Origin of the sequence: Candidatus Blastococcus massiliensis AP3, assembly GCF_000582785.1 — a bacterium.
Taxonomy (GTDB): domain Bacteria; phylum Actinomycetota; class Actinomycetes; order Mycobacteriales; family Geodermatophilaceae; genus Blastococcus; species Blastococcus massiliensis.
In genome coordinates this window covers 12369-32581 of record NZ_HG931173.1, presented here as the reverse complement: position 1 = coordinate 32581, position 20213 = coordinate 12369, and the positions used below count along the sequence as shown (strand labels likewise).

The 20213-nt window shown below is 74.5% G+C and carries 21 protein-coding genes; 14 read left to right on the top strand and 7 right to left on the bottom strand.

The window, feature by feature from the left end:
* The first annotated feature begins 66 nt into the window (after positions 1-66).
* Both BN344_RS00160 and BN344_RS00155 read left to right on the top strand, forming a co-directional pair.
* A complete protein-coding gene (locus BN344_RS00160; protein WP_040337692.1) occupies positions 67-1014 on the top strand; it encodes an NAD(P)/FAD-dependent oxidoreductase in 948 nt (315 codons plus the stop codon).
* Complete coding sequence (locus tag BN344_RS00155) at positions 1011-1664, top strand: class I SAM-dependent methyltransferase (RefSeq protein ID WP_051515372.1); 654 nt, start codon at positions 1011-1013, stop codon at positions 1662-1664. Before BN344_RS00160 ends, BN344_RS00155 begins: the two co-directional genes overlap by 4 nt.
* A gap of 10 nt (positions 1665-1674) precedes the next feature.
* On the opposite strand, the gene BN344_RS00150 is transcribed toward BN344_RS00155, so the two are convergent.
* A complete protein-coding gene (locus BN344_RS00150) occupies positions 1675-2469 on the bottom strand; it encodes a type 1 periplasmic-binding domain-containing protein (RefSeq protein ID WP_040336552.1) in 795 nt (264 codons plus the stop codon).
* A gap of 146 nt (positions 2470-2615) precedes the next feature.
* Between BN344_RS00150 and BN344_RS00145 the strand changes: the two genes are divergently transcribed.
* The 3 genes from BN344_RS00145 (at position 2616) to BN344_RS00135 (ending at position 5213) form a co-directional block, all read left to right on the top strand.
* Entirely contained in the window at positions 2616-4001 is a 1386-nt protein-coding gene (locus tag BN344_RS00145; RefSeq protein ID WP_040336551.1) for an MFS transporter, read from the top strand.
* Positions 4002-4033: 32 nt separating this feature from the next.
* Positions 4034-4570, top strand: a complete 537-nt coding sequence (locus tag BN344_RS00140) for a DinB family protein (protein ID WP_040336550.1) — start codon at positions 4034-4036, stop codon at positions 4568-4570.
* Between the two features lie 67 nt (positions 4571-4637).
* Positions 4638-5213, top strand: coding sequence for a GNAT family N-acetyltransferase (locus BN344_RS00135; protein ID WP_040336549.1), 576 nt, complete (start codon positions 4638-4640; stop codon positions 5211-5213).
* A gap of 4 nt (positions 5214-5217) precedes the next feature.
* Here the strand turns inward: BN344_RS00135 and BN344_RS00130 are convergent, their stop codons facing one another.
* The 4 genes from BN344_RS00130 to BN344_RS00115 form a co-directional block, all read right to left on the bottom strand.
* Positions 5218-6342 (bottom strand): uroporphyrinogen-III synthase, encoded by a 1125-nt coding sequence (locus tag BN344_RS00130; protein ID WP_051515370.1) that lies wholly within the window; start codon positions 6340-6342, stop codon positions 5218-5220.
* A 194-nt stretch (positions 6343-6536) separates the two neighbouring features.
* Entirely contained in the window at positions 6537-7988 is a 1452-nt protein-coding gene (locus BN344_RS00125) for a PP2C family protein-serine/threonine phosphatase (RefSeq protein WP_231486375.1), read from the bottom strand.
* Positions 7988-8725 carry a GAF and ANTAR domain-containing protein gene (locus tag BN344_RS00120; protein ID WP_040336548.1) on the bottom strand — a complete coding sequence of 246 codons (738 nt, stop codon included), beginning with the start codon at positions 8723-8725 and terminating at the stop codon, positions 7988-7990. The genes BN344_RS00125 and BN344_RS00120 overlap by 1 nt, the downstream gene beginning before the upstream one ends.
* Before the next feature lie 178 nt (positions 8726-8903).
* Complete coding sequence (locus tag BN344_RS00115; RefSeq protein WP_040336547.1) at positions 8904-9950, bottom strand: MBL fold metallo-hydrolase; 1047 nt, start codon at positions 9948-9950, stop codon at positions 8904-8906.
* A gap of 52 nt (positions 9951-10002) precedes the next feature.
* Here BN344_RS00115 and BN344_RS00110 point away from each other — a divergent pair, with 52 nt between their 5' ends.
* The 5 genes from BN344_RS00110 to BN344_RS00090 all read left to right on the top strand — a co-directional run bounded on the left by BN344_RS00110 (position 10003) and on the right by BN344_RS00090 (position 13192).
* Positions 10003-10497, top strand: a complete 495-nt coding sequence (locus BN344_RS00110) for a PH domain-containing protein (protein ID WP_040336546.1) — start codon at positions 10003-10005, stop codon at positions 10495-10497.
* A 285-nt stretch (positions 10498-10782) separates the two neighbouring features.
* Positions 10783-11487, top strand: a complete 705-nt coding sequence (gene infC / locus BN344_RS00105; RefSeq protein ID WP_231486374.1) for a translation initiation factor IF-3 — start codon at positions 10783-10785, stop codon at positions 11485-11487.
* A gap of 100 nt (positions 11488-11587) precedes the next feature.
* On the top strand, positions 11588-11782 hold the full coding sequence (gene rpmI, locus BN344_RS00100) for a 50S ribosomal protein L35 (protein WP_040336545.1): 195 nt from the start codon (positions 11588-11590) through the stop codon (positions 11780-11782).
* Positions 11783-11825: 43 nt separating this feature from the next.
* Entirely contained in the window at positions 11826-12215 is a 390-nt protein-coding gene (gene rplT / locus BN344_RS00095; protein WP_040336544.1) for a 50S ribosomal protein L20, read from the top strand.
* Between the two features lie 188 nt (positions 12216-12403).
* Complete coding sequence (locus BN344_RS00090; RefSeq protein WP_040336543.1) at positions 12404-13192, top strand: TrmH family RNA methyltransferase; 789 nt, start codon at positions 12404-12406, stop codon at positions 13190-13192.
* 79 nt (positions 13193-13271) lie between these two features.
* Here BN344_RS00090 and BN344_RS00085 read toward each other — a convergent pair whose 3' ends face one another.
* Complete coding sequence (locus tag BN344_RS00085; RefSeq protein WP_040336542.1) at positions 13272-14207, bottom strand: AurF N-oxygenase family protein; 936 nt, start codon at positions 14205-14207, stop codon at positions 13272-13274.
* A gap of 62 nt (positions 14208-14269) precedes the next feature.
* On the opposite strand from BN344_RS00085, the gene BN344_RS00080 reads away from it, so the two are divergent.
* Positions 14270-14926, top strand: coding sequence for a TetR/AcrR family transcriptional regulator (locus BN344_RS00080; RefSeq protein WP_081788276.1), 657 nt, complete (start codon positions 14270-14272; stop codon positions 14924-14926).
* Positions 14927-14958: 32 nt separating this feature from the next.
* Entirely contained in the window at positions 14959-15261 is a 303-nt protein-coding gene (locus tag BN344_RS00075) for a DUF4873 domain-containing protein (protein ID WP_051515368.1), read from the top strand.
* Between the two features lie 3 nt (positions 15262-15264).
* On the opposite strand, the gene BN344_RS00070 is transcribed toward BN344_RS00075, so the two are convergent.
* Positions 15265-17022 (bottom strand): EAL domain-containing protein, encoded by a 1758-nt coding sequence (locus tag BN344_RS00070; RefSeq protein ID WP_269319887.1) that lies wholly within the window; start codon positions 17020-17022, stop codon positions 15265-15267.
* Positions 17023-17255: 233 nt separating this feature from the next.
* Between BN344_RS00070 and pheS the strand changes: the two genes are divergently transcribed.
* Together pheS and pheT are read left to right on the top strand one after the other, a co-directional pair.
* Positions 17256-18323, top strand: coding sequence for a phenylalanine--tRNA ligase subunit alpha (pheS, locus tag BN344_RS00065; protein ID WP_040336541.1), 1068 nt, complete (start codon positions 17256-17258; stop codon positions 18321-18323).
* Positions 18320-20213: phenylalanine--tRNA ligase subunit beta (pheT, locus tag BN344_RS00060; RefSeq protein WP_040336540.1), on the top strand; the 1894-nt coding region annotated here is incomplete at its 3' end. The genes pheS and pheT, both read left to right, overlap by 4 nt.

The following is a 20213-nucleotide window of genomic DNA, read 5'->3' as shown; positions in this document are numbered from 1 at the left end:
GGCATAGCTTGCCACTTCGGCAACCAAGGTTGCCATACTCGTCGGAGTGGGTCGACAGTGGTCGGCATGGACGAGCGGTACGACGTGGTGGTCATCGGAGGCGGCGCGGCAGGCCTGAGCGGAGCGCTCACCCTGGCCCGCGCCCGGCGCAGCGTGCTGGTGGTGGACGCGGGCGAACCCCGCAACGCGCCGGCCGGGCACGTGCACAACTACCTCGGCCGGGAGGGCACGCCTCCGGCCGAGCTGTACGCGATCGGACGGGACGAGGTGGCGAGCTACGGAGGGCAGATCCTGCCCGGCCGGGTGCGCGCGGTGCAGCGGGAGGACGACGGTTTCCGCGTCGACCTCGACGGCGGCGACGAGGTCCGCGCGCGCCGGCTGCTCCTGGCGACCGGGCTGACCGACGACCTGCCGGAGCTCCCCGGCGTCGTCGAGCGGTGGGGGAGCACGGTGCTGCACTGCCCCTACTGCCACGGGTGGGAGGTGCGCGGCCGGGCGGTCGGCATCGTGAGCACCGGCCCGATGGGCGCCTACGCCGCCGGGCTCTGGCGGCAGTGGACCGACGACGTCGTCCTCTTCGTGCACACCGGCACCGAGCCGACGGCCGAGGAGCGCGAGCGGCTGGAGGCCCGCGGGGTGCGGATCGTGCGCGGCGAGGTCGCGGGCCTGGAGGGCGGCGCCGACGTCCGGATGACCGACGGCGGGCTGGTCTCCAGGGACGCCGTCGTCGTCGCCACCCGGATGGTCGCGAACGCCGAGCTGGTCGCCGACCTCGGGACGACGCCGGTGCCGATGGAGGCGCACGGCGCGGTGATGGGCACCCACCTCCCGGCGGACCCCACGGGGCGCACCGAGGTCCCCGGTGTCTGGGTGGCCGGGAACGCCGGTGACCTGAGCGCGCAGGTGATCGTGGCCGCGGCGCAGGGGCTGCGCGCCGGGGCGATGATCAACGCCGACCTGATCGAGGAGGACACCGCGCGGGCGGTGGAGGCACAGCGGAGCGTGGCGGCATGAGCGAGCACGAGCACGGGGCCGCGCGCCGGCCCGCGATCACCCGCGACTCCTACGACGAGCTCTACCGGTCGGCGGCCGCGGTGTGGACCGGCCGGCCGAACGGGCAGCTCGTGGCCGAGGCGAGCGACCTGGTGCCCGGCACCGCCCTGGACGCGGGAGCGGGCGAGGGCGGCGACGCCCTGTGGCTGGCCTCCCGGGGATGGCGGGTCACCGCGGTCGACTTCTCGCCCGTCGCGCTGGAGCGGGGCGCCGCGAAGGCCGCCGAGCTCGGTCTGGCCGACCGGATCGACTGGCGGCACGAGGACCTCGACACCTGGACGCCGCCGGCGCGCGCCTTCGACCTGGTCACAGCGCACTACCTGCACGCCGCCTGGACCGACCGCGCGGCCATGTTCCGGGGGCTGGCCGCCGCGGTCGCCCCGGGCGGGACGCTGCTCGTCGTGGGTCACCAGCACGGCGAGCAGTGGGGGCACGGGCACGCCTCCGCACACGAGGCCGGCGCGCTCTTCACCGCCGAGGACGTCGCGGCGGTGCTCGACCCGGCGGAGTGGGCCGGGATCGTGACCGAGACCCGGGACCGTGACCCGGACGCGGCACACCGCACGGGCAACCCGGTGCCGGACACCGTGCTGGTCGGCCGGCGGAGGTAGCGCCGCGCGCTCAGGAGCGGGGCAGTCCCAGGGCGGCGAGGGCCTCGGTGACGGCGTCCTCGTGCAGCAGGTCGAGCGCGAGCAGCCGGTGCAGGAGCACGCCTCTGCGGGTCAGCCGCAGGTCCGCGGCGCGCAGCCGGGGGAGCGTGACGCCGGGGCGCCCGGCAGCCGCCGGTGGGTCGACCAGGCCGGCGGCCTGCAGGTCGGTGACGTCCTCGCGCGCCGCCCACTCCGACCACGCCCGAGGGTCGCCGGGGAGCGGGGTCATCGGCAACGGCACCCGATCGCGGCGGCCCACCCCGGCGAGCAGCGCGAGCTGGCGCCAGCTGAGCGCCTCGGTCAGCCGCAGCGCCCGGCCGGCGAGCTCGGCGTCCAGCTCGGGGGAGCAGGTGACCTCGGCGAGCAGGTAGCCGAGGTGCCGCACCCGTCGCTCGTCGGCCGACCGACGGGCCGCGGCGACGACCGCCTCGGCGACCTCCTCGGCCGCCGGGCGACTGCCGGGCCGGGCGTCGAACCAGCCGTCGGACCGGGCCGGACGCCCGGCACGGTGCTGGGTGGCCGCGTACTCCACCGCGAACGCCAGCGCCGCGCCGGCGCGGACCTGCTCGCGCGGGACCGGCGCCGCTGCGGCCTCGGTCGCCACCGTGCGCAGGCTCGCGCCGAACGGGGCGCTGATCTGCACCACCGCGGCCGACGGCTCGAAGACGACGGTGGCCGCGGCCCGGCTCATGGAGCCGGCGACGGGGGCGCCCTGCTCGATCAGGGTGCGGCCGGGCGGTGCGGCGGTCTCCTCGGGGGCGGTCACGCAGTGATCATCGCCAACGGAGCACCCGCTCCGCACGCCGGTGGCGGGTGGCCTCACCACAGCGGGGCACCGGCCGTGAGCGAAACGGAACACGAGAACAGCGACGGGGCGACGCCGGGGAAACGGGGACCGGCCACCGTTCCGGCATGGCCGCTCCGACCCAGTCCCGCACGACGTCCCCGCCGCCCGCCGTCGCCCCGTCGCACCGGCCAGGGAGGTGGATCGACGACTGGCGGCCGGAGGACCCGCAGTTCTGGGAGTCGACCGGCAAGCGGGTCGCCCGCCGCAACCTCTTCTTCTCCGTGTTCAGCGAGCACATCGGCTTCTCGATCTGGAGCCTGTGGTCGGTGCTCGTGCTCTTCCTGCCCGAGCCGGTCTTCGGCATCGATCCCGCGGGCAAGTTCCTCCTCACCACCCTGCCGACGGCGCTCGGTGCCTTCGTCCGGCTGCCCTACACCTTCGCCGTCGCCCGGTTCGGCGGCCGGAACTGGACGATCGTCAGCGCGGCACTGCTGCTGGTCCCGACCGTCGCGACCGCGATCGTGCTGGAGCCGGGCGTCTCCTTCGGCACGCTGCTGCTGGTCTCCTGTCTGGCCGGTGTCGGCGGCGGCAACTTCGCCAGCTCGATGGCCAACATCAACGCCTTCTACCCCGACCGGCTCAAGGGCTGGGCGCTCGGTCTCAACGCCGGCGGCGGCAACCTCGGCGTCCCCGTCGTCCAGCTGATCGGGCTGCTCGTGCTGGCCACGGCGGGTGCCGAGCACCCCCGGCTGATCCTGGTCGTCTACATCCCGCTGATCGTCGCCGCCGCCGTCGGCGCCGCGCTGGTGATGGACAACCTGACGACGGCGCGCAACCAGCCGCGGGCGATGCGGGAGGCGACCCGCGAGCCGCACACCTGGATCATGTCGTTCCTCTACATCGGCACCTTCGGCTCGTTCATCGGGTTCGGCTTCGCCTTCGGCCAGGTGCTGCAGAACCAGTTCACCGACTCCTTCGCCACCCCCCTGGCCGCGGCCTCGCTCACCTGGCTGGGGCCGCTGCTCGGCTCGCTGATCCGGCCGCTCGGCGGAGCGCTCGCCGACCGGTACGGCGGCGGCCGCATCACCTGTGCGAACTTCGTCGCGATGGCGCTGGGGGCGCTGGTCGTCTGGTCGGCCAGCCAGTCGGAGTCGCTGCCGCTGTTCGTCGTCGGGTTCGTGCTGCTTTTCGTGCTCAGCGGCCTGGGCAACGGCTCGACCTACAAGATGATCCCGGCGATCTTCCGGTCGCAGGCCCTGCAGCGGGTGGCCGACGGCGGAGACGCCGAGGCGGCCGACCGGCACGCGCTGCGCATGTCCGGCGCGCTGATCGGCATCGCCGGTGCGGTGGGCGCCTTCGGCGGCGTCCTGGTCAACCTGGCGTTCCGGCAGTCGTTCATGACCACCGGGACCGGCGACTCCGCCTACCTGGTGTTCATCGCCTTCTACGTCGTCTGCGTGGTGGTCACCTGGTTCGTCTACCTGCGCCCGCAGGCCGCGCACCGCGTCTGAACCGTCGGTGGTGGCCGCTAACGTGCGGCGGCATGACGGATCGAGCGGTGCTCCCGATCCTGCTGACCGGATGGGACGCGGCCTGGGAGCGCCTCGAGCAGCGGCTGGCCGGCCTCACCGACGACGAGTACCTGTGGCAGCCGGCGCCCGGCGGCTGGACGGTGCACCCCACCGGCGACGGGTGGACGGCGGACCCGAACCGCCCGGCTCCCGATCCGGCGCCGGTCACCACGATCGCCTGGCGGATCTGGCACATCGCCTCCGACTGCCTGGCCAGTTATCTCGAGGAGTGGCCCGGCCGGCCGCTGGAGGTCGCGGGCCCGCAGTGGCACGGGAACGCGGCCACCGCGGTGCGCGACCTGCGCATCGCGGCCGCGGCGTTCCGGCAGGCAGCCGTCGCCAAGGGGGAGGACGGCATCTGGAACGAGCTCGGGCCGGCCTGGGGGCCCTTCGCGCGGTCCAGCTGGGCCGATCTCGTGGTGCATGCCTTCGACGAGCTGGCGCACCACGGCGCCGAGATCGCCCTGCTGCGCGACCTGTACCGGGTGCGGACGACGCGTTCCGGCTGAGGGCGGAACCCTGTCCGCCTGCCCGCGACGGGGGCAGGTTGTCGGTGGGCGCTGCCACGATGCCGGCATGGCGATCGAGGTACGGCCGGCGAGCGTGTTCGAGGACGTGGCGACGATGGTGGGCCCCAAGCGGCCGGACGCCCAGTCGTGCTGGTGCCTGAGCTATCGGCTGATGTCGTCGAAGGAGAACCAGGAGCTGGTGGGGCGCGCCCGGGGGGAGCGGGTCCGGGAGCTCGTGCGGGAGGAGCCGCGGCCCGGGGTGCTCGCCTACGACGGCGACGAGGTGGTCGGCTGGGCGGCGGTCCATCCCCGGGCCGACACCAGCTTCGCGAAGAACCGGAAGATCCCGCACGTCGACGATCTCGACGTCTGGGCGCTCTGGTGCGTGCGGGTGCGGCCGGGCCACCGCGGCCAGGGCCTGGCCCACTACCTCGTGGCCGGCGCCGTCGACTATGCCCGGGCCAACGGGGCGCCGGTGGTCGAGTCCTACCCGGTCGACAACGGTGGCGCCAAGGTCGACCTGACGATGGCCTACGTAGGCACCCGCGGGCTGTTCGAGCGCGCCGGGTTCACCAAGGTCGCCGACACGACGTCGGTGCTCAACGGCTTCCCGCGGGTGCTCATGCGGCTCGACCTGCGGTAGGAGTTCAGACCGCCAGCCGGTACCCGCGCTTGACGACGGTGCCGATCAGCGGGGCCCCGAGCGCCGCCCGCAGCCGGGTGACGGCCATCTCCACCGCGTGCCCGTCCCCGCCGCCGGGCAGGCAGTCCACCAGTTCGGCCCGCGAGAGCACCGAGCCGGGACGGCGGGCCAGCGCGCGCAGCACGCCCATCGGCCCCGGGGCCAGTTCCACCACCCGCCCGTCGACGACCGCGGCGTACCCGCGCACCTGGAGCGTGTGGCCGCCGAGCTCGAGCACCGGATCCCGCTCGGGGAGCCGGGCGACGACCTCGCGGGCCAGCGCCCCCAGCCGGGCCCGCTCCGGCTGGCGGGTCGGGATGCCCGCGGCCTCCAGGGGCCCGGCGGTGACCGCGCCGACGGCGACCGCGAGCACCCGGTCGCGCAGTGCGCCGACCAGGTCGTCCCGCCGGCCCAGCTCGTCGGCGACGGCGAGCAGGCTGGCCGCGGCCGGGGCGCTGGTGAACGTCACCGCGTCGACGGCTCCGCCGATCACGGAGGTGACGAGCCGGCGGACCGGGGCGACGTCCTCGGGCAGCACCCACCGGTAGACGGGGACGGTGAGCACCTCGGCGCCGGTCTCCCGCAGGCCGGCGACGAGGTCGGCCAGCGGGTCGCCGTGCAGCTGGATCGCGATCCGGCGACCGGCCAGCGGCCCCTCCGCGCCGGACAGCAGGTGAGAGAGGACCTCGGCCGACGACTCGGACTCCGGCGACCAGGCGTCGACCAGGCCGCCGCCGCGGATCGCGCCGCGCGCCTTCGGTCCGCGGGCCAGCACCCGGGCGCCGCGCAGGTGCTCGACCAGCGGCAGGTCCCAGGCCTCGGCGGCCTCCAGCCAGCCGCGGAAGCCGACACCGGTGGTGGCGACGACGAGATCGACCGGCCGCTCGAGCACGCGGCGCGTGGCCGCGACCAGTTCGGTGTCGTCGGACAGCGGCACGATGCGGATGGCCGGCGCGTAGACGACCCGGGCCCCGCGCCGGTCCAGCAGCGCGCCGAGCTCCTCCTTGCGGCGGGCGGCGGTCACCGCCACGGTGTAGCCGGCCAGCGGCAGCTCCGGCGGAGCCGCCGGTTCCTGGTCGTGCTCGGTCACAGAGCCCCCTCGGTCACAGAGCCCCCTCGGTCACAGAGCCCCCTCGGTCACAGAGCCCCCTCGGTCACAGAGCCCCCTCGGTCACAGAGCCCCCTCGGTCACAGAGCCCCCTCGGGCCGATGCGCCCATGGTGCGGGCACGGCGTTACGGCCATGTGTCCGGACGGGGTGGCGCCGGTCGAGGAGTGAGCGGTGTCACGGCCCTCTCCACCGGGCCAGCAGGATGCTCGCGTCGTCCTGCAGGAGCTCGCCCTGGTGGCGCAGCACCGCGTCGGTGAGCCGGCGAACGGTCTCGGCGGGAGGCTGGCCGGCGGCGATCGCGCGGGTGAGGAACTCTGCGAGCCGCTCCTCGCCGAACCAGGATCCGGCCGCGTCGCGTGCCTCGGTGATCCCGTCGGTGTAGAGCGCCAGCCAGTCGCCGGGCTCCAGAATCTCCTGGCCGACGGTCAGTCCCTGCGGGTCCACCCCGAACGGCACGCGGCGGCCGCCGTCGAGCTCCTTGACCAGCCGCCCCTCGCGGAGGAGCAGCGGCGGTGGGTGCCCTGCGTTGACGTAGCGCAGGCGGCCGGAGCCGACGTCGACCTCGGCGACCACGCCGGTGACGAACGCGCTCCCGGGAAACGTCACGGACACCACGTCGTCGATGGCCTGCGCCTGGTCGAACACCCCGCGGCCGTCGCGCCGGGCGCTGCGGTAGCCGGCCAGGGCTGTCGCCGTCATCAGCGAGGCGTGGATGCCGTGACCGACGGCGTCGAAGATGCCGAGCGACACCGTCGGCTCGGAGAGTGCGTAGTCGAACGCGTCGCCGCCGACGTCGTAGCTCGGCTCCAGCCTGCCGGCGAGGACGAAGGAGTCCGTGGCCGCCGTGAGCGGGGGCAGCTGCTGCCAGATGAGCTCGGCGGACGGCGACAGGGGACGGTTCCGACGCGGACGCTCCAGCTCGTCCCCGTACGGCTCCATGGACGCCACCAGGTGACCCAGCAGCGAGGCCAGCCACCAGCACTGCTCGCGGAGCGCCGGGTCGTACAGCTCGGCCGCGGAGTCCAGCCGGACCTCCAGGACGCCGAGCCGGTCGGCACCGTCGAGCAGGGGGACCCACAGCCGGGGTCGTCCGGCACGCTCCGAGGCCACGACGCGGAGGGAGCGGAACGCCCGGCCGGCCATCGTGCTGTCCATCCCCTGCGACGACGGCTTCCCGTCCGCCTGGCCGGCCATCCGGACCAGGGCCCGCTGCTCGTGGTCGACCAGGTGCATCACCACGCCCACGCCCATCAGCCGGCCGGCCTCGGCGGCGAGCCCGGGCAGACGCTCGGGCGGGGACGAGCCGGCCGCACCCAGCAGGCCGGAGAGCGCGGCCAGCGGTCCGGACGACGGGCGCGCCTGACGGATCACCCGGGTGTAGGGCACCCGGTGCGGTGCGACGAGTTCCTCGAGGCGCTCGTTGACCGCATGCGCCAGCAGGTCGTGCTGCCCGTCGGGGAGCGGCAGGAGTTGGGACAGGTAGGCGTCGACCTCCATCAGGTCGGCGGTGCCACCGAGCGCGAAGTACCGCATCCAGAGCTCGTCGAGCGTGAGGCCGGCGTGCGTGAAGCCGGCGGCCAGCGCCGAACGCCGCCCGTCGGGCCGCAGTCCTCCTCCGGCGACCACTACCGCCGCCGCCGGGCGGCGGAGTCGACGACGACGCGAGCCGCCTCGGCCAGCGTGATGCCGTCCTGCTCGCCGCGGGCCATGAGCGCACGCAGGGCGGTCTGCTCGTCCAGGGACTGCCGGCCCATCAGCACGCCCTTGGTTATGTTCACGGCGTCGCGGTCGCGGAACGCCTGCCGCATCGGCTCGCTGAGCCGCTCGGCCCGGTTGGACGTCTGCAGATTCGACACCAGGACGGCGGCCTGCGCGGAGAATAGGGTGAGCAGTTGCTCGCTGCGCCGGTCGAAGGCGTGCGGCCGGTCGGCGTAGACCTTGATGGCCCCCAGCGCCCGCTCGCCGACCACCAGCGGAGCGCTGAGTGCGGCGCGCAGGCCCAGCGGCCGGACGGCGTCGGCCCAGCGGGGCCAGCGGCCGTCCTCGTCCACGTCCTCGACGTGAACGAGCTCGCGGGTCTGCGCGGCGGACAGGCACGGACCTTCGTCGAACTCGTACTGCCGGCCGTCGGCGTCCCGCACGCGGTCGTCGGTGCTTCCCGACGAGATCCGCCGCCGGTCGTCGATGAGGGAGACACCGGCGCCGGCCGAGCCGGGGACGGTCTCGTGCGCGAGCCAGCTCAGGACGCTCAGCGAGGTCTCCACGGTCTCGGTGGAGAGCAGGAGCCCCGACATCCGTGCGAAGACGCCGGCCAGCTCGTCGGAGAGCGGCACGCTCGGTGCCGCCGGTCGGTTGCGGTTCACGACACGCCTTCTCCATGCCCCGGACGCCGTTCGACCGTCATCTCGATCCACGTCGTCCCGGTTCAGCGGATGCGCAGTCCAGGACGCGCGCAAACGTCGGACCGGCCGGGGGCGAGCCCGGCGAGGTGCACGCGGGTGGCATCGGCACGCAGCCCTTCGCCGGGACCGGCGAGCCGGGTCACCGGACCGCGGGTGTCCAGGTGGGCACGGGGCCACCGCTGCTGACCACCAGACCGCGGCTGGCCAGGAGCCGCAGGTGGGCGTCGGTCTCGGTGACGGCGAAGATCCGCATCCGTCGCTCGTACTGCTCCCACGGCCGCGACCACGTGAGGTGCGCGGCCAGCTGCCACGGGGTGGAGTGCGGGTGCGTGGCGATCGCGGTGAGCAGTTCGGCGAGCCGGTGCTCGTGGTGGGCGGTGAGCGAGTCGACCCGGTCGGCCAGGCCGCGGAACCGCCACTCGTGGGCGGGCAGCACCTCCTCGGCGTCCAGGTCGCGGACGGCGGCCAGCGAGTCGAGGAAGTCGCGCAGCGGGTCACCGCCGCGCGCGCCGGTCGAGATGTTGGGGCTGATCCGCGGCAGCACGTGGTCGCCGGAGAAGAACAGCCGGCTGCTCTCCTCGGCGAAGCAGAGGTGACCGGGGGTGTGCCCCGGGGTGTGGACGGCGCGCAGCCGCCAGCCGGGGAAGTCGGCGTGGTCGCCGTCCTCGACCAGCCGATCGGGCACGGCCATGGACGTCCAGCCGCCCATCGCGTCGGGGCTGCCGACGTCGGAGACCGCCTCGTCCCGGTCGGCGCCGAGACCGACGAGGAACTCGACCTCGGTGTCGACGGCGTGCTGCGCGCCGGCGGTCGTGAGGCCGTCGACGATGGCGGCGTCCGCGGGGTGCATCGCGATCCAGGCGCCGCTGGCCTCGCGGACCCGTCCCGCCAGGCCGAGGTGGTCGAAGTGCAGGTGGGTCACCAGGGCGCCGCGCACGTCGGCGACGTCCCCACCGATGGCGGCCAGCCCGCCGGTGAGGGCGGCCCACGACTCGTCGCTGCCCCACCCGGTGTCGATCAGCCCCAGGCCGCCGCCGTCGAGGGCGAAGGCGTAGATGCTGTTGTAGCGGAGCGGGTTGTGCGGGATCGGCACGGGGATCGACCACAGGTTCTCCCGGATCCGCTCGACCGGGGGCAGGGAACGGGCCTGCCAGGCCTCGTGCTGGGCGGTGCCGGTGATCTCCACGTCCCCGCACTCTGCCAGCCGGCCGCGCCGCGGGTGCTGACACCATGGGGGCATGTCCGGCCCCGCCCTCGACACCCCTGGACCCGTGACGGCCGTGCCGCGCAAGCTGCGGCTGATCCTCGCCGGGATCGCCGTGGTGGTCCTCGTGGTGATGGCCGTGGTCGCGCTGTCCCTGCCGTCGACGACCAACACCGTCGTGAACTACGGCCTCCTCGACCAGATCGCCCTGGCCGGCATCGGCGTGCTGCTCGCGGTCGGCGTCCTGTTCCTCGGCCGCTCCCGCGTCGACGCCGACGCCGACGGCGTCCGGGTGCGCAACCTGCTGGTGAACCACGCGTTCCCGTGGCAGGCGGTGCGGGGGGTGCGCTTCGACCGGAGGTCGGCGTGGGGAGCCCTGGCCCTGGAGAACGGGGACGAGGTCTCGCTGCTGGGGCTGCAGGCCGCCGACGGCGAGTACGCGGTGCGGGCCATCGAGGGGCTGCGGGCGCTGCACGCCGCCGCCCGGGCGAAGGACCCGGTGCGCCCGCCGCTCCTCTACGACGACTGACGAAGGACCACCCTTCCCCCCCACACCTCGCACGCTCGGCGCGGGTCCCTGGAGGATGGCCGCTCCCTCACCTCACCTGGGGGGAATGACCGGCGGGGGCGCGACGCTGTAAGGTGGGCGTGCCTCCCCCCGCTACATGAGGCGCGCGAACCATCCAGCGGCCCCGCCCCGGGCCGCTGATCCAAGAGGAGCCCGCTCCCACCTGACGCCGATCCAGGCGCTCAGGTCCCGGATCGCGAGAACCGGCCCCGGTCGGCTGTCGTGACCCGCACGTGCCCCAGGCGCGTGCGACCGGAGAGTGGGCCCCGTGAGCTGACGCTCGCGGGGCCTTCGTCGCTCTCCGGCCCCGGATCGGGTGAGCTCCTCACAGGCAAGAGCAGAGGAGAGGCCATCACCGAGCCCCGCATCAACGACCGTATCCGCGTTCCCGAGGTCCGCCTGGTCGGCCCCGAGGGCGAGCAGGTCGGCGTCGTGTCGATCGGCGAAGCGCTGCGTCTGGCCCAGGACTCGGAGCTCGATCTCGTCGAGGTCGCTCCCATGGCCCGGCCGCCGGTCGCGAAGCTCATGGACTACGGGAAGTTCAAGTACGAGTCCGCCCAGAAGGCCCGCGAGGCCCGGCGGAACCAGGCGCTCACCGTCATCAAGGAGATGCGGCTGCGCCTCAAGATCGACCCGCACGACTACGAGACCAAGAAGGGCCACGTCGAGCGCTTCCTCAAGGGCGGCGACAAGGTCAAGATCACCGTGATGTTCCGTGGCCGCGAGCAGTCGCGACCGGAGATGGGCTACCGGCTGCTCCAGCGGCTGGCCGCCGACGTCAGCGAGCTGGGCGTCATCGAGTCCAACCCCAAGCAGGACGGACGGAACATGGTCATGGTGATCGCTCCCCACCGGAACCAGGCCGCCACCGACGCCGCGCGTCGGACCGCGAAGGCGGAGAAGGCCTCGGCGTCCGGGACGGCGAACGAGGAGCAGGCCGCGCAGGCCTGACCGGGCGCCCGATCGACCGCAGGACCGAACACGGCCGGTGCCGTGCTGCAGCTCCGCGCTGCCGCGCGGCAGCGACATCCAGACGAACAGGACGAGGGACATGCCGAAGCAGAAGACCCACAAGGGCACGGCCAAGCGCGTGCGCGTGACCGGCTCGGGGAAGTTGGTGCGCGAGCACACCAACAACCAGCACAAGTTCGAGGTCAAGTCCTCGAGCCGCAAGCGCCGCGTGAGCGGCATCGGCGTCCTGTCCCCGGCCGACGCGCCGCGGATGAAGAAGCTGCTGGGCCTCTGAGCGCCCCTTTCCATCTGACCTTTAGAAAGACAGGAGCACTCACGTGGCACGCGTGAAGCGGGCGGTCAACGCCCAGAAGAAGCGCCGTAGCGTCCTCGAGCAGGCCAGCGGTTACCGCGGTCAGCGCTCGCGGCTGTACCGCAAGGCCAAGGAGCAGATCCTCCACTCGGCCACCTACAACTACCGCGACCGGAAGGCCCGCAAGGGCGACTTCCGCAAGCTGTGGATCACCCGGATCAACGCCGCGGCCCGCTTGAACGACATGACCTACAACCGGTTCATGCAGGGGCTCAAGCTGGCCGGCATCGAGCTGGACCGTCGGGTCCTGGCCGAGCTGGCGGTCAACGAGCCGGCTGCGTTCGCCTCGCTCGTCGAGTCCGCCCGGGCGGCGCTCGCCGCGAACCCGCAGGCGACCGGCGCCCAGGCCGCGTAAAGAAACACCCCGTCCTCCTCACCCCTCGCACGCTCGGGGTGAGCCTCTGGACGAGGCCGACGCCGTCGGTGACCGGTCCGCACGGGCCGGCACCGGCGGCGTCGGCGTCTGTCCGGGGCGAGATCGGCACACTCGCCCCCTTCAGACCGGAAGCAGGCGAATGTGCAGATCTCGACGAGGGGAGCCACGTGACCGAGGTGCTGACCGAGCGGTCGGCGCGGATCGTCGCCGCGCGCAAGCTCACCCGCCGCGCCGGCCGGGACGCCGCGGGGCTGTTCCTCGCTGAGGGGCGCCAGGCCGTGGCCGAGGCGCTGGCGGGCCCCGACGGCGTCCGCGAGGTGTTCGCCACCGAGGCCGCCATCGACGCGCACCGCGACCTGCTCGCCACCGCAGCCGTGCCGGTCCGGCCGGTCACCGAGAAGGCGGCCGCCGGGCTGTCCGAGACGGTCACCCCGCAGGGCCTGATCGCCGTCTGCGCGCTGCGCGACGTGCCGGCCGACGACGTGCTCGCCGCGCCGCCGCGGCTCGCCGTGGCGCTGGCCGAGCTCGCCGATCCGGGGAACGCCGGCACCGTGCTGCGCACCGCGGACGCCTGCGGCGCCGGCGCGGTGGTCTTCGGCGCCGGCTCGGCCGACCCCTACGGGGGCAAGGCCGTGCGGGCCAGCGCCGGCAGCCTGTTCCACGTCGACGTCGTGCGCGGCGCGCCTCTCGACGAGTTCCTGCCCGCGTGGCAGCGCGCCGGCGGCACGGTGCTGGCCGCCGACGGCGGGGGAGAGGTGGCGCTGGACGGGTTGGGCGATCGGCTGGCCGGGCCGGTGCTCTGGCTGTTCGGGAATGAGGCCCGCGGCGTCCCGGCGGAGCTCGCCGCACTCGCCGACGCCCGGGTGCGGGTCCCGATGCGTGGCCGGGCGGAGAGCCTCAACCTCGCCGCCGCCGCAGCCATCTGCCTCTACGCGACGCAACTCGCGCAACGCTGAGGCGTCACGTGCCCAGCGGACGGCCCCGTCCAGGGCACCGTCCCGAGCTCGCGAGGTGCGGGGAGGACGGGGTCCTCTTTCAGATGAGGTTGGCGCGCTTCCAGAGGCGCTCGGAGGGCCCGCCGATGAGCCCGACCTCGCGCAGGAACGACACCAGGCCCGCCGAGGCCTCGCGCAGCTTCGCGGCGTAGTGCTCGTTGTTGCGTGCCGCCTCCTTGGCCGTCTTCGGGTCCAGCCCGACGGAGGCGTACACCTCGGGCTGCACCAGGTTGTCCGCCACGATCGCCGCTACGGCCGCGACGACCGTGCGGTGCCGGCGCAGCTGCAGGCGCCCGAGTTCGGGGGTCCGGCGGGCCACCTCCTCGCGGGCGAACCGCATGTGCCGGGCTTCCTCGACGACGTGGATCTGGCTGGTGGCCCGGGTGAGCGGCTGCACGCGCTCGTCCTTCATCAGGTCGCGCTGGAAGATGTCGAGGATCTCCTCGGCGACCAGGATCGCCGCGTACGCGGCCGGCCCGTAGCCCCGGGCCGCGAAGGCCTTGCCGAGGCGCAGGATGCGCTTCGGCGGCTGGTAGGAGGGGGCGCCGAAGGTCTCGGCCGTGCGGGCGAACATGACGGAGTGCCGGCACTCGTCGGCGATCTCGGTCAGCGCCCACTGGACGTGCGGCTGCGCCGGGTCGTCGCCGTAGATGTCGCGCAGGATCAGCTGCATGAGCAGGCACTCGAACCAGATGCCGACGCCGGAGATCGAGCAGTACTCGTGCACGGTGAGGGTGACCCGCTGCTCCTCGGTGAGCCGGTCCCAGAGCGAGGTGCCGTAGAGGCTGGACCACTCCGGCGACAGGCCGTAGAGGTGCTCCGGGATCGGCGCGTCCCAGTCGATGTCGACCAGCGGGTCGTAGGACTTCTTCGCCGCGGAGCCCAGCAGCCGCGTGGACAGCGCCTCCCGATCGACCGGCGCCTTGCGCGTGGCGGTTGCGTGCTCGGTGGTGCCGGACGGCAGTGTGGCGGTCATCGGCGGGCTCCCCATGGACGTCGAGTGCGGCGTGACGAAAGGTAGCTGTTACCGTGGAACACATGCAACCGGTGGTGGAGACCCCGCCCGTCGCCGTGCCGGCGACCCCCGACGGGCGGCGGTCCCGGTGGACCGAGCACCGGCGCGCGCGGCGCGAGGAGCTGGTCGCCGCCGCCGTCGAGGCGGTGCGCCTGGCCGGTCCGGACTTCGCGGTGGACGACGTCGCGCGCAGCGCCGGGGTGTCCAAGACCGTCATCTACCGGTACTTCGCCGACAAGGACGAACTCGTCGACGCGGTGCTGGGCCGCATCTCCGACGCCATCCTGCTTCCCCGGCTGATGGGGGAGCTGCTCGTCGAGCGGGCCGACGACCGGGCCTCCCTGCGGGCCGTGATCGCCGCGTTCGTGTCGCTGATCGAGGACGAGCCGGAGCTCTACCGCTTCGCCTACGCCCAGGCCGGCCGCTCCGGTCGTGCCGACCTGGTGGCCGCCACGGAGCGCGAGATCGCCGAGGCCCTCGGCGCCAGGATGACCGAGCGACTGGCCGCCGCCGGCCGCGAGACCCAGGCGGCGATGACCTGGGCCTACGGGGTCGTGGGCATGGTGCAGCTGGCGTCGCACTGGTGGTCGGCCGCACGGACGGTGCCGGCCGCCGAGCTGGTCGACCAGCTCACCGAGCTGGCCCACGGCGGGCTCGGCCTGCTGCTCCCGCCGCGCTGACCGTCCACGCCGGACCACCGACGGAGGAAGCGATGAGCGAGCACGAGGAACCCGAGGGCTACGACGGCGAGGTCGGCCTCGCGGTCGAGGGGCAGCCGTCGAGGACGGCGCGGGCCGTGCTGGGCGCGCGGTTCGACCCGCTGGCCGGCACCGTGGTGTGGTCGGGGCGCGTCGCGGCAGCGGTACCTCCGCGCACCAGGCTGGAGCTGACCACACCGCACGGCACCGGCGTCGCCGAGGCCAGGGAGTCCGACCCCTGGGGCAACACCCGCGTCACCGGGGTCGGCCGGCCGCCGTTCCCGGTCGAGCTGCTGGACCGGGCCACCGAGGCCTGAGTCTCAGGACAGGCCGGCGCCGCCTGGCGTCCGGGCCGGGCCCAGCAGCGCCGGGACGTCGTCGCCGTCCCCGGGGCACAGGGCGGTGCCGACCCGCACGTCGAGTACGACCGGTCGACCGGCCACCACGAAGGGCGCGCCGACGGCCTCGGCGAGGCCGGAGGCGATCCGCGCCGTCTCGGACGTCGCGGTGGCGGGGGACAGGCCCGGGATCGCAGCGACGAATCGGGTGCCGTCGAGCCGGCCCACCAGGTCGCCGTGGCGGAGCTGCGCCCGGAGGCGGTGGGCCGCCGCGCGCAGGAGCTCGTCGGCGGCCGGACGGCCGAACCGGTCCGCGACCGAGCCGAGACCGTCCAGGTCGACGGTGGCCACGGCGAGGACGCTGCCGCCGGTGCGCGCGTCCCACGTGGCGACCTCGAGCAGCTCCTGGGTGCGCAGCCGGGCGGGCAGTCCGGTTAGCGGGTCGGTGCCGGTCAGCTCCTCCAGCCGGCTGCGGTGGTCGACGTCGCCGCTGCGGGGTGACGGGATCGAGGGCACCGGTGGCGGGGTCTCGGCGGGGGCGACGCGGGACAGGAGTGCCCGGGTCGCGTGGACGACCGTGGTCCGGTGGTAGGTGAGCGCGTACTCGAACTCGCGCTCCAGGTCGGGGCCGGTGGAGCCGAGGTCGCGAGCCAGCAGGGCCGCTGCGAAGTGCGGGCCCAGGACGGTGACGTCCCACTCGCCGCGCACCGGGTCGGTCGGGGCCAGGGTCGCGCCACGGATCCCCGGCAGCGGCTCGACGTCCAGCCCCTCGCCGACGGCGCAGACGAAACCGGTGGCACCGGCCAGCTCGGCGTACCGGTGCACGGTGGCGGCGGTGAAGTGCCGCGACTCCTGGAAGGTGGCGGCGACCACGCAGGTCTCGCCGACCCGGAGCGCCTCGCGCTCCAGCTGCTTGCTCAGCTCCACCAGCAGCGACTTCGGTGCCTTCCGGAGCTGGGTGCCCGGCGGCAGACAGGCGAACGGCGACTCGGCGCCGTGGTGGCTCGAGTGGCACTCCGCCGGGGGCAGTCGCAGCTCGCCGGACCGCCGGTGCGTGGCCGGGCCGTCGGCCGGACGGCCGAGCAGCCATCCCTGACCCAGGCTGGCGCCGAGCGACCGGGCCGTGGCCAGGTGCGTCTCGGTCTCGATGCCCTCGGCCAGGATGAGCGCGCCGGTGCGCTCCGCATAGGCGTTGACCGCGTTCATCACCTGGGCCACCGCGGGCCCCGGGCGACCCTGCACCAGGCGCAGGTCGAGCTTGACGACGTCGGGCCGCAGCAGCGGCATGAACGACAGCGACATCGGGTCGGCGCCCACGTCGTCCAGCGCGATGCCCCAGCCGAGGCTGCGTACCCGCTCGACCGTCCGCAGCAGCTCCGCGGGCCGGGCGGCCAGCGCGCGCTCGGTCACCTCCAGCACGATCCGGAGCTCGCGCGGGGTGGCGGCGGCGATGGCCAGCAGGTCGGCCAGCGGGGCGGTGTCGAGCACCTCCGGCTCCACGTTGACGAAGACGGTGGTGGGGGCCAGCAGGCCGTGGTTCACCGCGCCCCGGAATGCCGCGGCCCGGCAGGCCTCGTCCAGCTCGGGCAGCCGGCCTGCGGCGCGGGCGGCGGCGAACATCGCGTCGGGGCGCTCGAGCGGTCCCTCCGGCCCACGGGCGAGCGCCTCGTAGGCGACGACGGCGTCGCTGTCGAGGTCGACTATGGGCTGGAACACGCTTCGGATCTGGCCCGCGAGCACGCGGTCGAGCGCGGCGGCCGGCGAGTGGGAGGGGTCTCGGAGCACGTCGTCCCATCGGCGCGGGGGCGTCCGGGGCCAAGCCGAGCCCGCCGACCCCACCCCGAAGGGGGAGATCCACGTCGGCAGGGTGTTGAGCACGACGGCGGCGACGAGCGGGCGTTCTGGCAGCCCGGCGGCGGCGCGCCCGGAACCCAGGCGCGGGCGGTGCCCGACGGCGGGCAGAATGGCCTCCCGTGTCTGGCGCCAACGATCCGTACGACCCGAAGCAGGTCGCCGCGCTGTCCCAGGAGGCCCTGGACGACGCCCTCGCCCGGGGCGTCGCGGCGTTCACCGCGGCCGCGGACCTGGAGCAGCTGGCCGCCGTCCGGCCCGACCACCTCGGCGACCGCGCGCCGCTGCTGCTGGCCCGCCGCGAGCTGGGGGCCCTGCCGCCTGCTGCCCGTTCCGACGCCGGCAAGCGGCTCAACAGCGTCCTCGGGGAGCTGAAGCAGCGCTACGCCGAGCGGCTCGAGCAGCTCGAGGCCGAGCGGGACGCGCGCGTGCTGGCCGAGGAGCGGGTCGACGTCACGCTGCCGTGGGACCGCGCCCCCCGCGGCGCCCGCCACCCGATCACCACGCTGATGGAGCGCATCGGCGACGTCTTCGTGGGGATGGGTTACGAGGTCGCCGAGGGGCCCGAGCTCGAGGCCGAGTGGCTGAACTTCGACGCCCTCAACATCGGCCCCGACCACCCGTCGCGCTCGATGATGGACACCTTCTTCGTCGCGCCCGAGGGTTCCGGTCTGGTGCTGCGCACGCACACCAGCCCCGTCCAGGCGCGCACGATGCTGTCCCGCACGCCGCCGATCTACATCGTCGCGCCCGGGCGCACGTACCGGACCGACGAGCTCGACGCGACGCACCTGCCGGTGTTCCACCAGGTGGAGGGCCTCGCCGTCGACAAGGGGCTGACCATGGCCCACCTGCGCGGCACGCTGGACCACCTGGCCCGGCAGCTGTTCGGCGCGGACGCCCGCACGCGGTGGCGGCCGCACTTCTTCCCGTTCACCGAGCCCTCGGCGGAGTTCGACGTCTGGTTCCCCGAGCACCGCGACGGCCCGCAGTGGGTCGAGTGGGGCGGCTGCGGGATGGTCAACCCGCGGGTGCTGCGCGCCTGCGGCATCGACCCCGACGAGTACACGGGCTTCGCCTTCGGCATGGGCATCGAGCGGGCGCTGCAGTTCCGTTCCGCCCTGTCCGACATGCACGACATCGCGGAGGCGGACATCCGCTTCACGAAGGCTTTCGGAGTTGAGCAGTGAAGGTCCCGGTCAGCTGGCTGTCCGAGCTCGTCGACCTCCCGGCCGGCATGACGGTCGAGCAGCTCGACGACGCGTTCGTGCGGTTGGGCTTCGAGGTCGAGGAGATCGTCCGGCCACCGGCGACCACCGGTCCGCTCGTCGTCGGCCGGGTGCTGGAGATCGAGGAGCTCACCGGCTTCAAGAAGCCGATCCGCTACTGCCAGGTCGACGTGGGCGCCGCCGACCCCCAGGGCATCGTCTGCGGTGCGCGCAACTTCGCCGTCGGTGACCTGGTCGTCGCGGCGCTGCCCGGCGCCGTCCTGCCCGGCGACTTCGCCATCGCGGCGCGGAAGACCTACGACCGCGTCTCCGACGGAATGATCTGCTCGGTCCGCGAGCTGGGCATCGGCGAGGACCACGCCGGCATCCTGGTGCTGGGGCAGCACGGCTACGAGCCGGGCACTCCGGCCGCCGGGCTGCTCGGCCTGGACGACGTCGTCTTCGACCTCGAGGTGACCCCGGACCGCGGCTACGCGATGTCGATGCGCGGGATCGCCCGCGACCTGGCCGCCACCCTCGGCGTCCCGTGGCGCGACCCGGCCGACCTGCCGCTGCCCGAGTGGGCCGGCGCTCCCGCGTGGGAGGTCGCCGTCGCCGACCCCGACCGCTGCGACCGGTTCTCCATGCTCGCGCTCGAGGACCTCGACCCGGCGGCGCCGAGCCCCTGGGCGCTGCGGCAGCGCCTCACCCAGTGCGGTGTCCGCAGCATCTCGCTGGCCGTCGACGTCACCAACTACGTGATGCTCGAGCTCGGCCAGCCGATGCACGCCTTCGACCGCGACACCCTGCGCGGGCCGATCACCGTGCGGCGGGCGACGGCGGGTGAGCGGCTCACCACCCTCGACGGCGCCGATCGCGCGCTGACCGCGGACGACCTGCTCATCACCGACGAGTCGGGCCCCATCGGCCTGGCCGGTGTCATGGGCGGCGCCTCCACCGAGATCGGCGACGGCACGAGGCGGGTGCTGCTGGAGGCGGCCCACTGGGAGCAGACCGGCATCTCCCGCGGCGTGCGCCGCCACCGGCTGCCCAGCGAGGCCGGCAAGCGCTTCGAGCGCGGCACCGACCCCGAGGTCACGGTCGTCGCGCTGGCCCGCGCCGCCGGCCTGCTCGTCGAGCACGGCGGTGCCCGCGTCGTCGGCACCCCGGTCGACGTCGACACCCGCGCGCCCCGGCCGGTCGTCGACCTGGACGCCGGACGACCCGGCCGCATCGCCGGCGTGGACTACACCCGCGGGCAGGTCGTCGAGGCGCTGGAGGCCATCGGCGCGGTGGTCGAGGGCGACGGCGACGCGCTGCGCGTCACCCCGCCGTCCTGGCGCGGCGACCTGACCGAGCCCGCCGACCTCGTCGAGGAGGTCGTGCGCTTCCGCGGCTTCGACGAGATCCCCTCGATCCTGCCGACCGCCCCGCCCGGAGGCGGGCTCAGCGACCGGCAGCGCCGCCGGCGCAGCGTCGGCCGGGCCCTGGCCGACGCCGGGTACGTCGAGGCGCCGGCGTTCCCCTTCGTCGGAACGCCGCAGCTCGACGCGCTCGGCCTGCCGGAGGACGACGAGCGGCGCCGGGTCACCACCGTGCGCAACCCGCTGTCGGAGGAGGCCCCGGCGCTGCGGACGACGCTGCTGCCCGGCCTGCTGGCCTCCCTGGCCCGCAATCTGGCCCGCGGTCAGCGCGACGTCGCCCTGTTCGAGCACGGCGTCGTGTTCCCGGGAGGCGAGCGGGCACCCGCGCCGCTGCCCGGGGTCGACCGCCGTCCGGACGACGCCACCCTCGCCGCCGTCCTCGGCGCGGTGCCGGAGCAGCCGTGGCACGTGGCCGTCGCGCTCACCGGCCAGCGCGAGCCGCGCGGCT

Coding starts and splice junctions, on each gene's coding strand:
- BN344_RS00160 (WP_040337692.1), top strand. CDS start 67: ATGGACGAGCGGTACGACGTGGTGGTCATCGGAGGCGGCGCGGCAGGC.
- BN344_RS00155 (WP_051515372.1), top strand. CDS start 1,011: ATGAGCGAGCACGAGCACGGGGCCGCGCGCCGGCCCGCGATCACCCGC.
- BN344_RS00145 (WP_040336551.1), top strand. CDS start 2,616: ATGGCCGCTCCGACCCAGTCCCGCACGACGTCCCCGCCGCCCGCCGTC.
- BN344_RS00140 (WP_040336550.1), top strand. CDS start 4,034: ATGACGGATCGAGCGGTGCTCCCGATCCTGCTGACCGGATGGGACGCG.
- BN344_RS00135 (WP_040336549.1), top strand. CDS start 4,638: ATGGCGATCGAGGTACGGCCGGCGAGCGTGTTCGAGGACGTGGCGACG.
- BN344_RS00110 (WP_040336546.1), top strand. CDS start 10,003: ATGTCCGGCCCCGCCCTCGACACCCCTGGACCCGTGACGGCCGTGCCG.
- rpmI (WP_040336545.1), top strand. CDS start 11,588: ATGCCGAAGCAGAAGACCCACAAGGGCACGGCCAAGCGCGTGCGCGTG.
- BN344_RS00085 (WP_040336542.1), bottom strand. CDS start 14,207: ATGACCGCCACACTGCCGTCCGGCACCACCGAGCACGCAACCGCCACG.
- BN344_RS00080 (WP_081788276.1), top strand. CDS start 14,270: ATGCAACCGGTGGTGGAGACCCCGCCCGTCGCCGTGCCGGCGACCCCC.
- BN344_RS00075 (WP_051515368.1), top strand. CDS start 14,959: ATGAGCGAGCACGAGGAACCCGAGGGCTACGACGGCGAGGTCGGCCTC.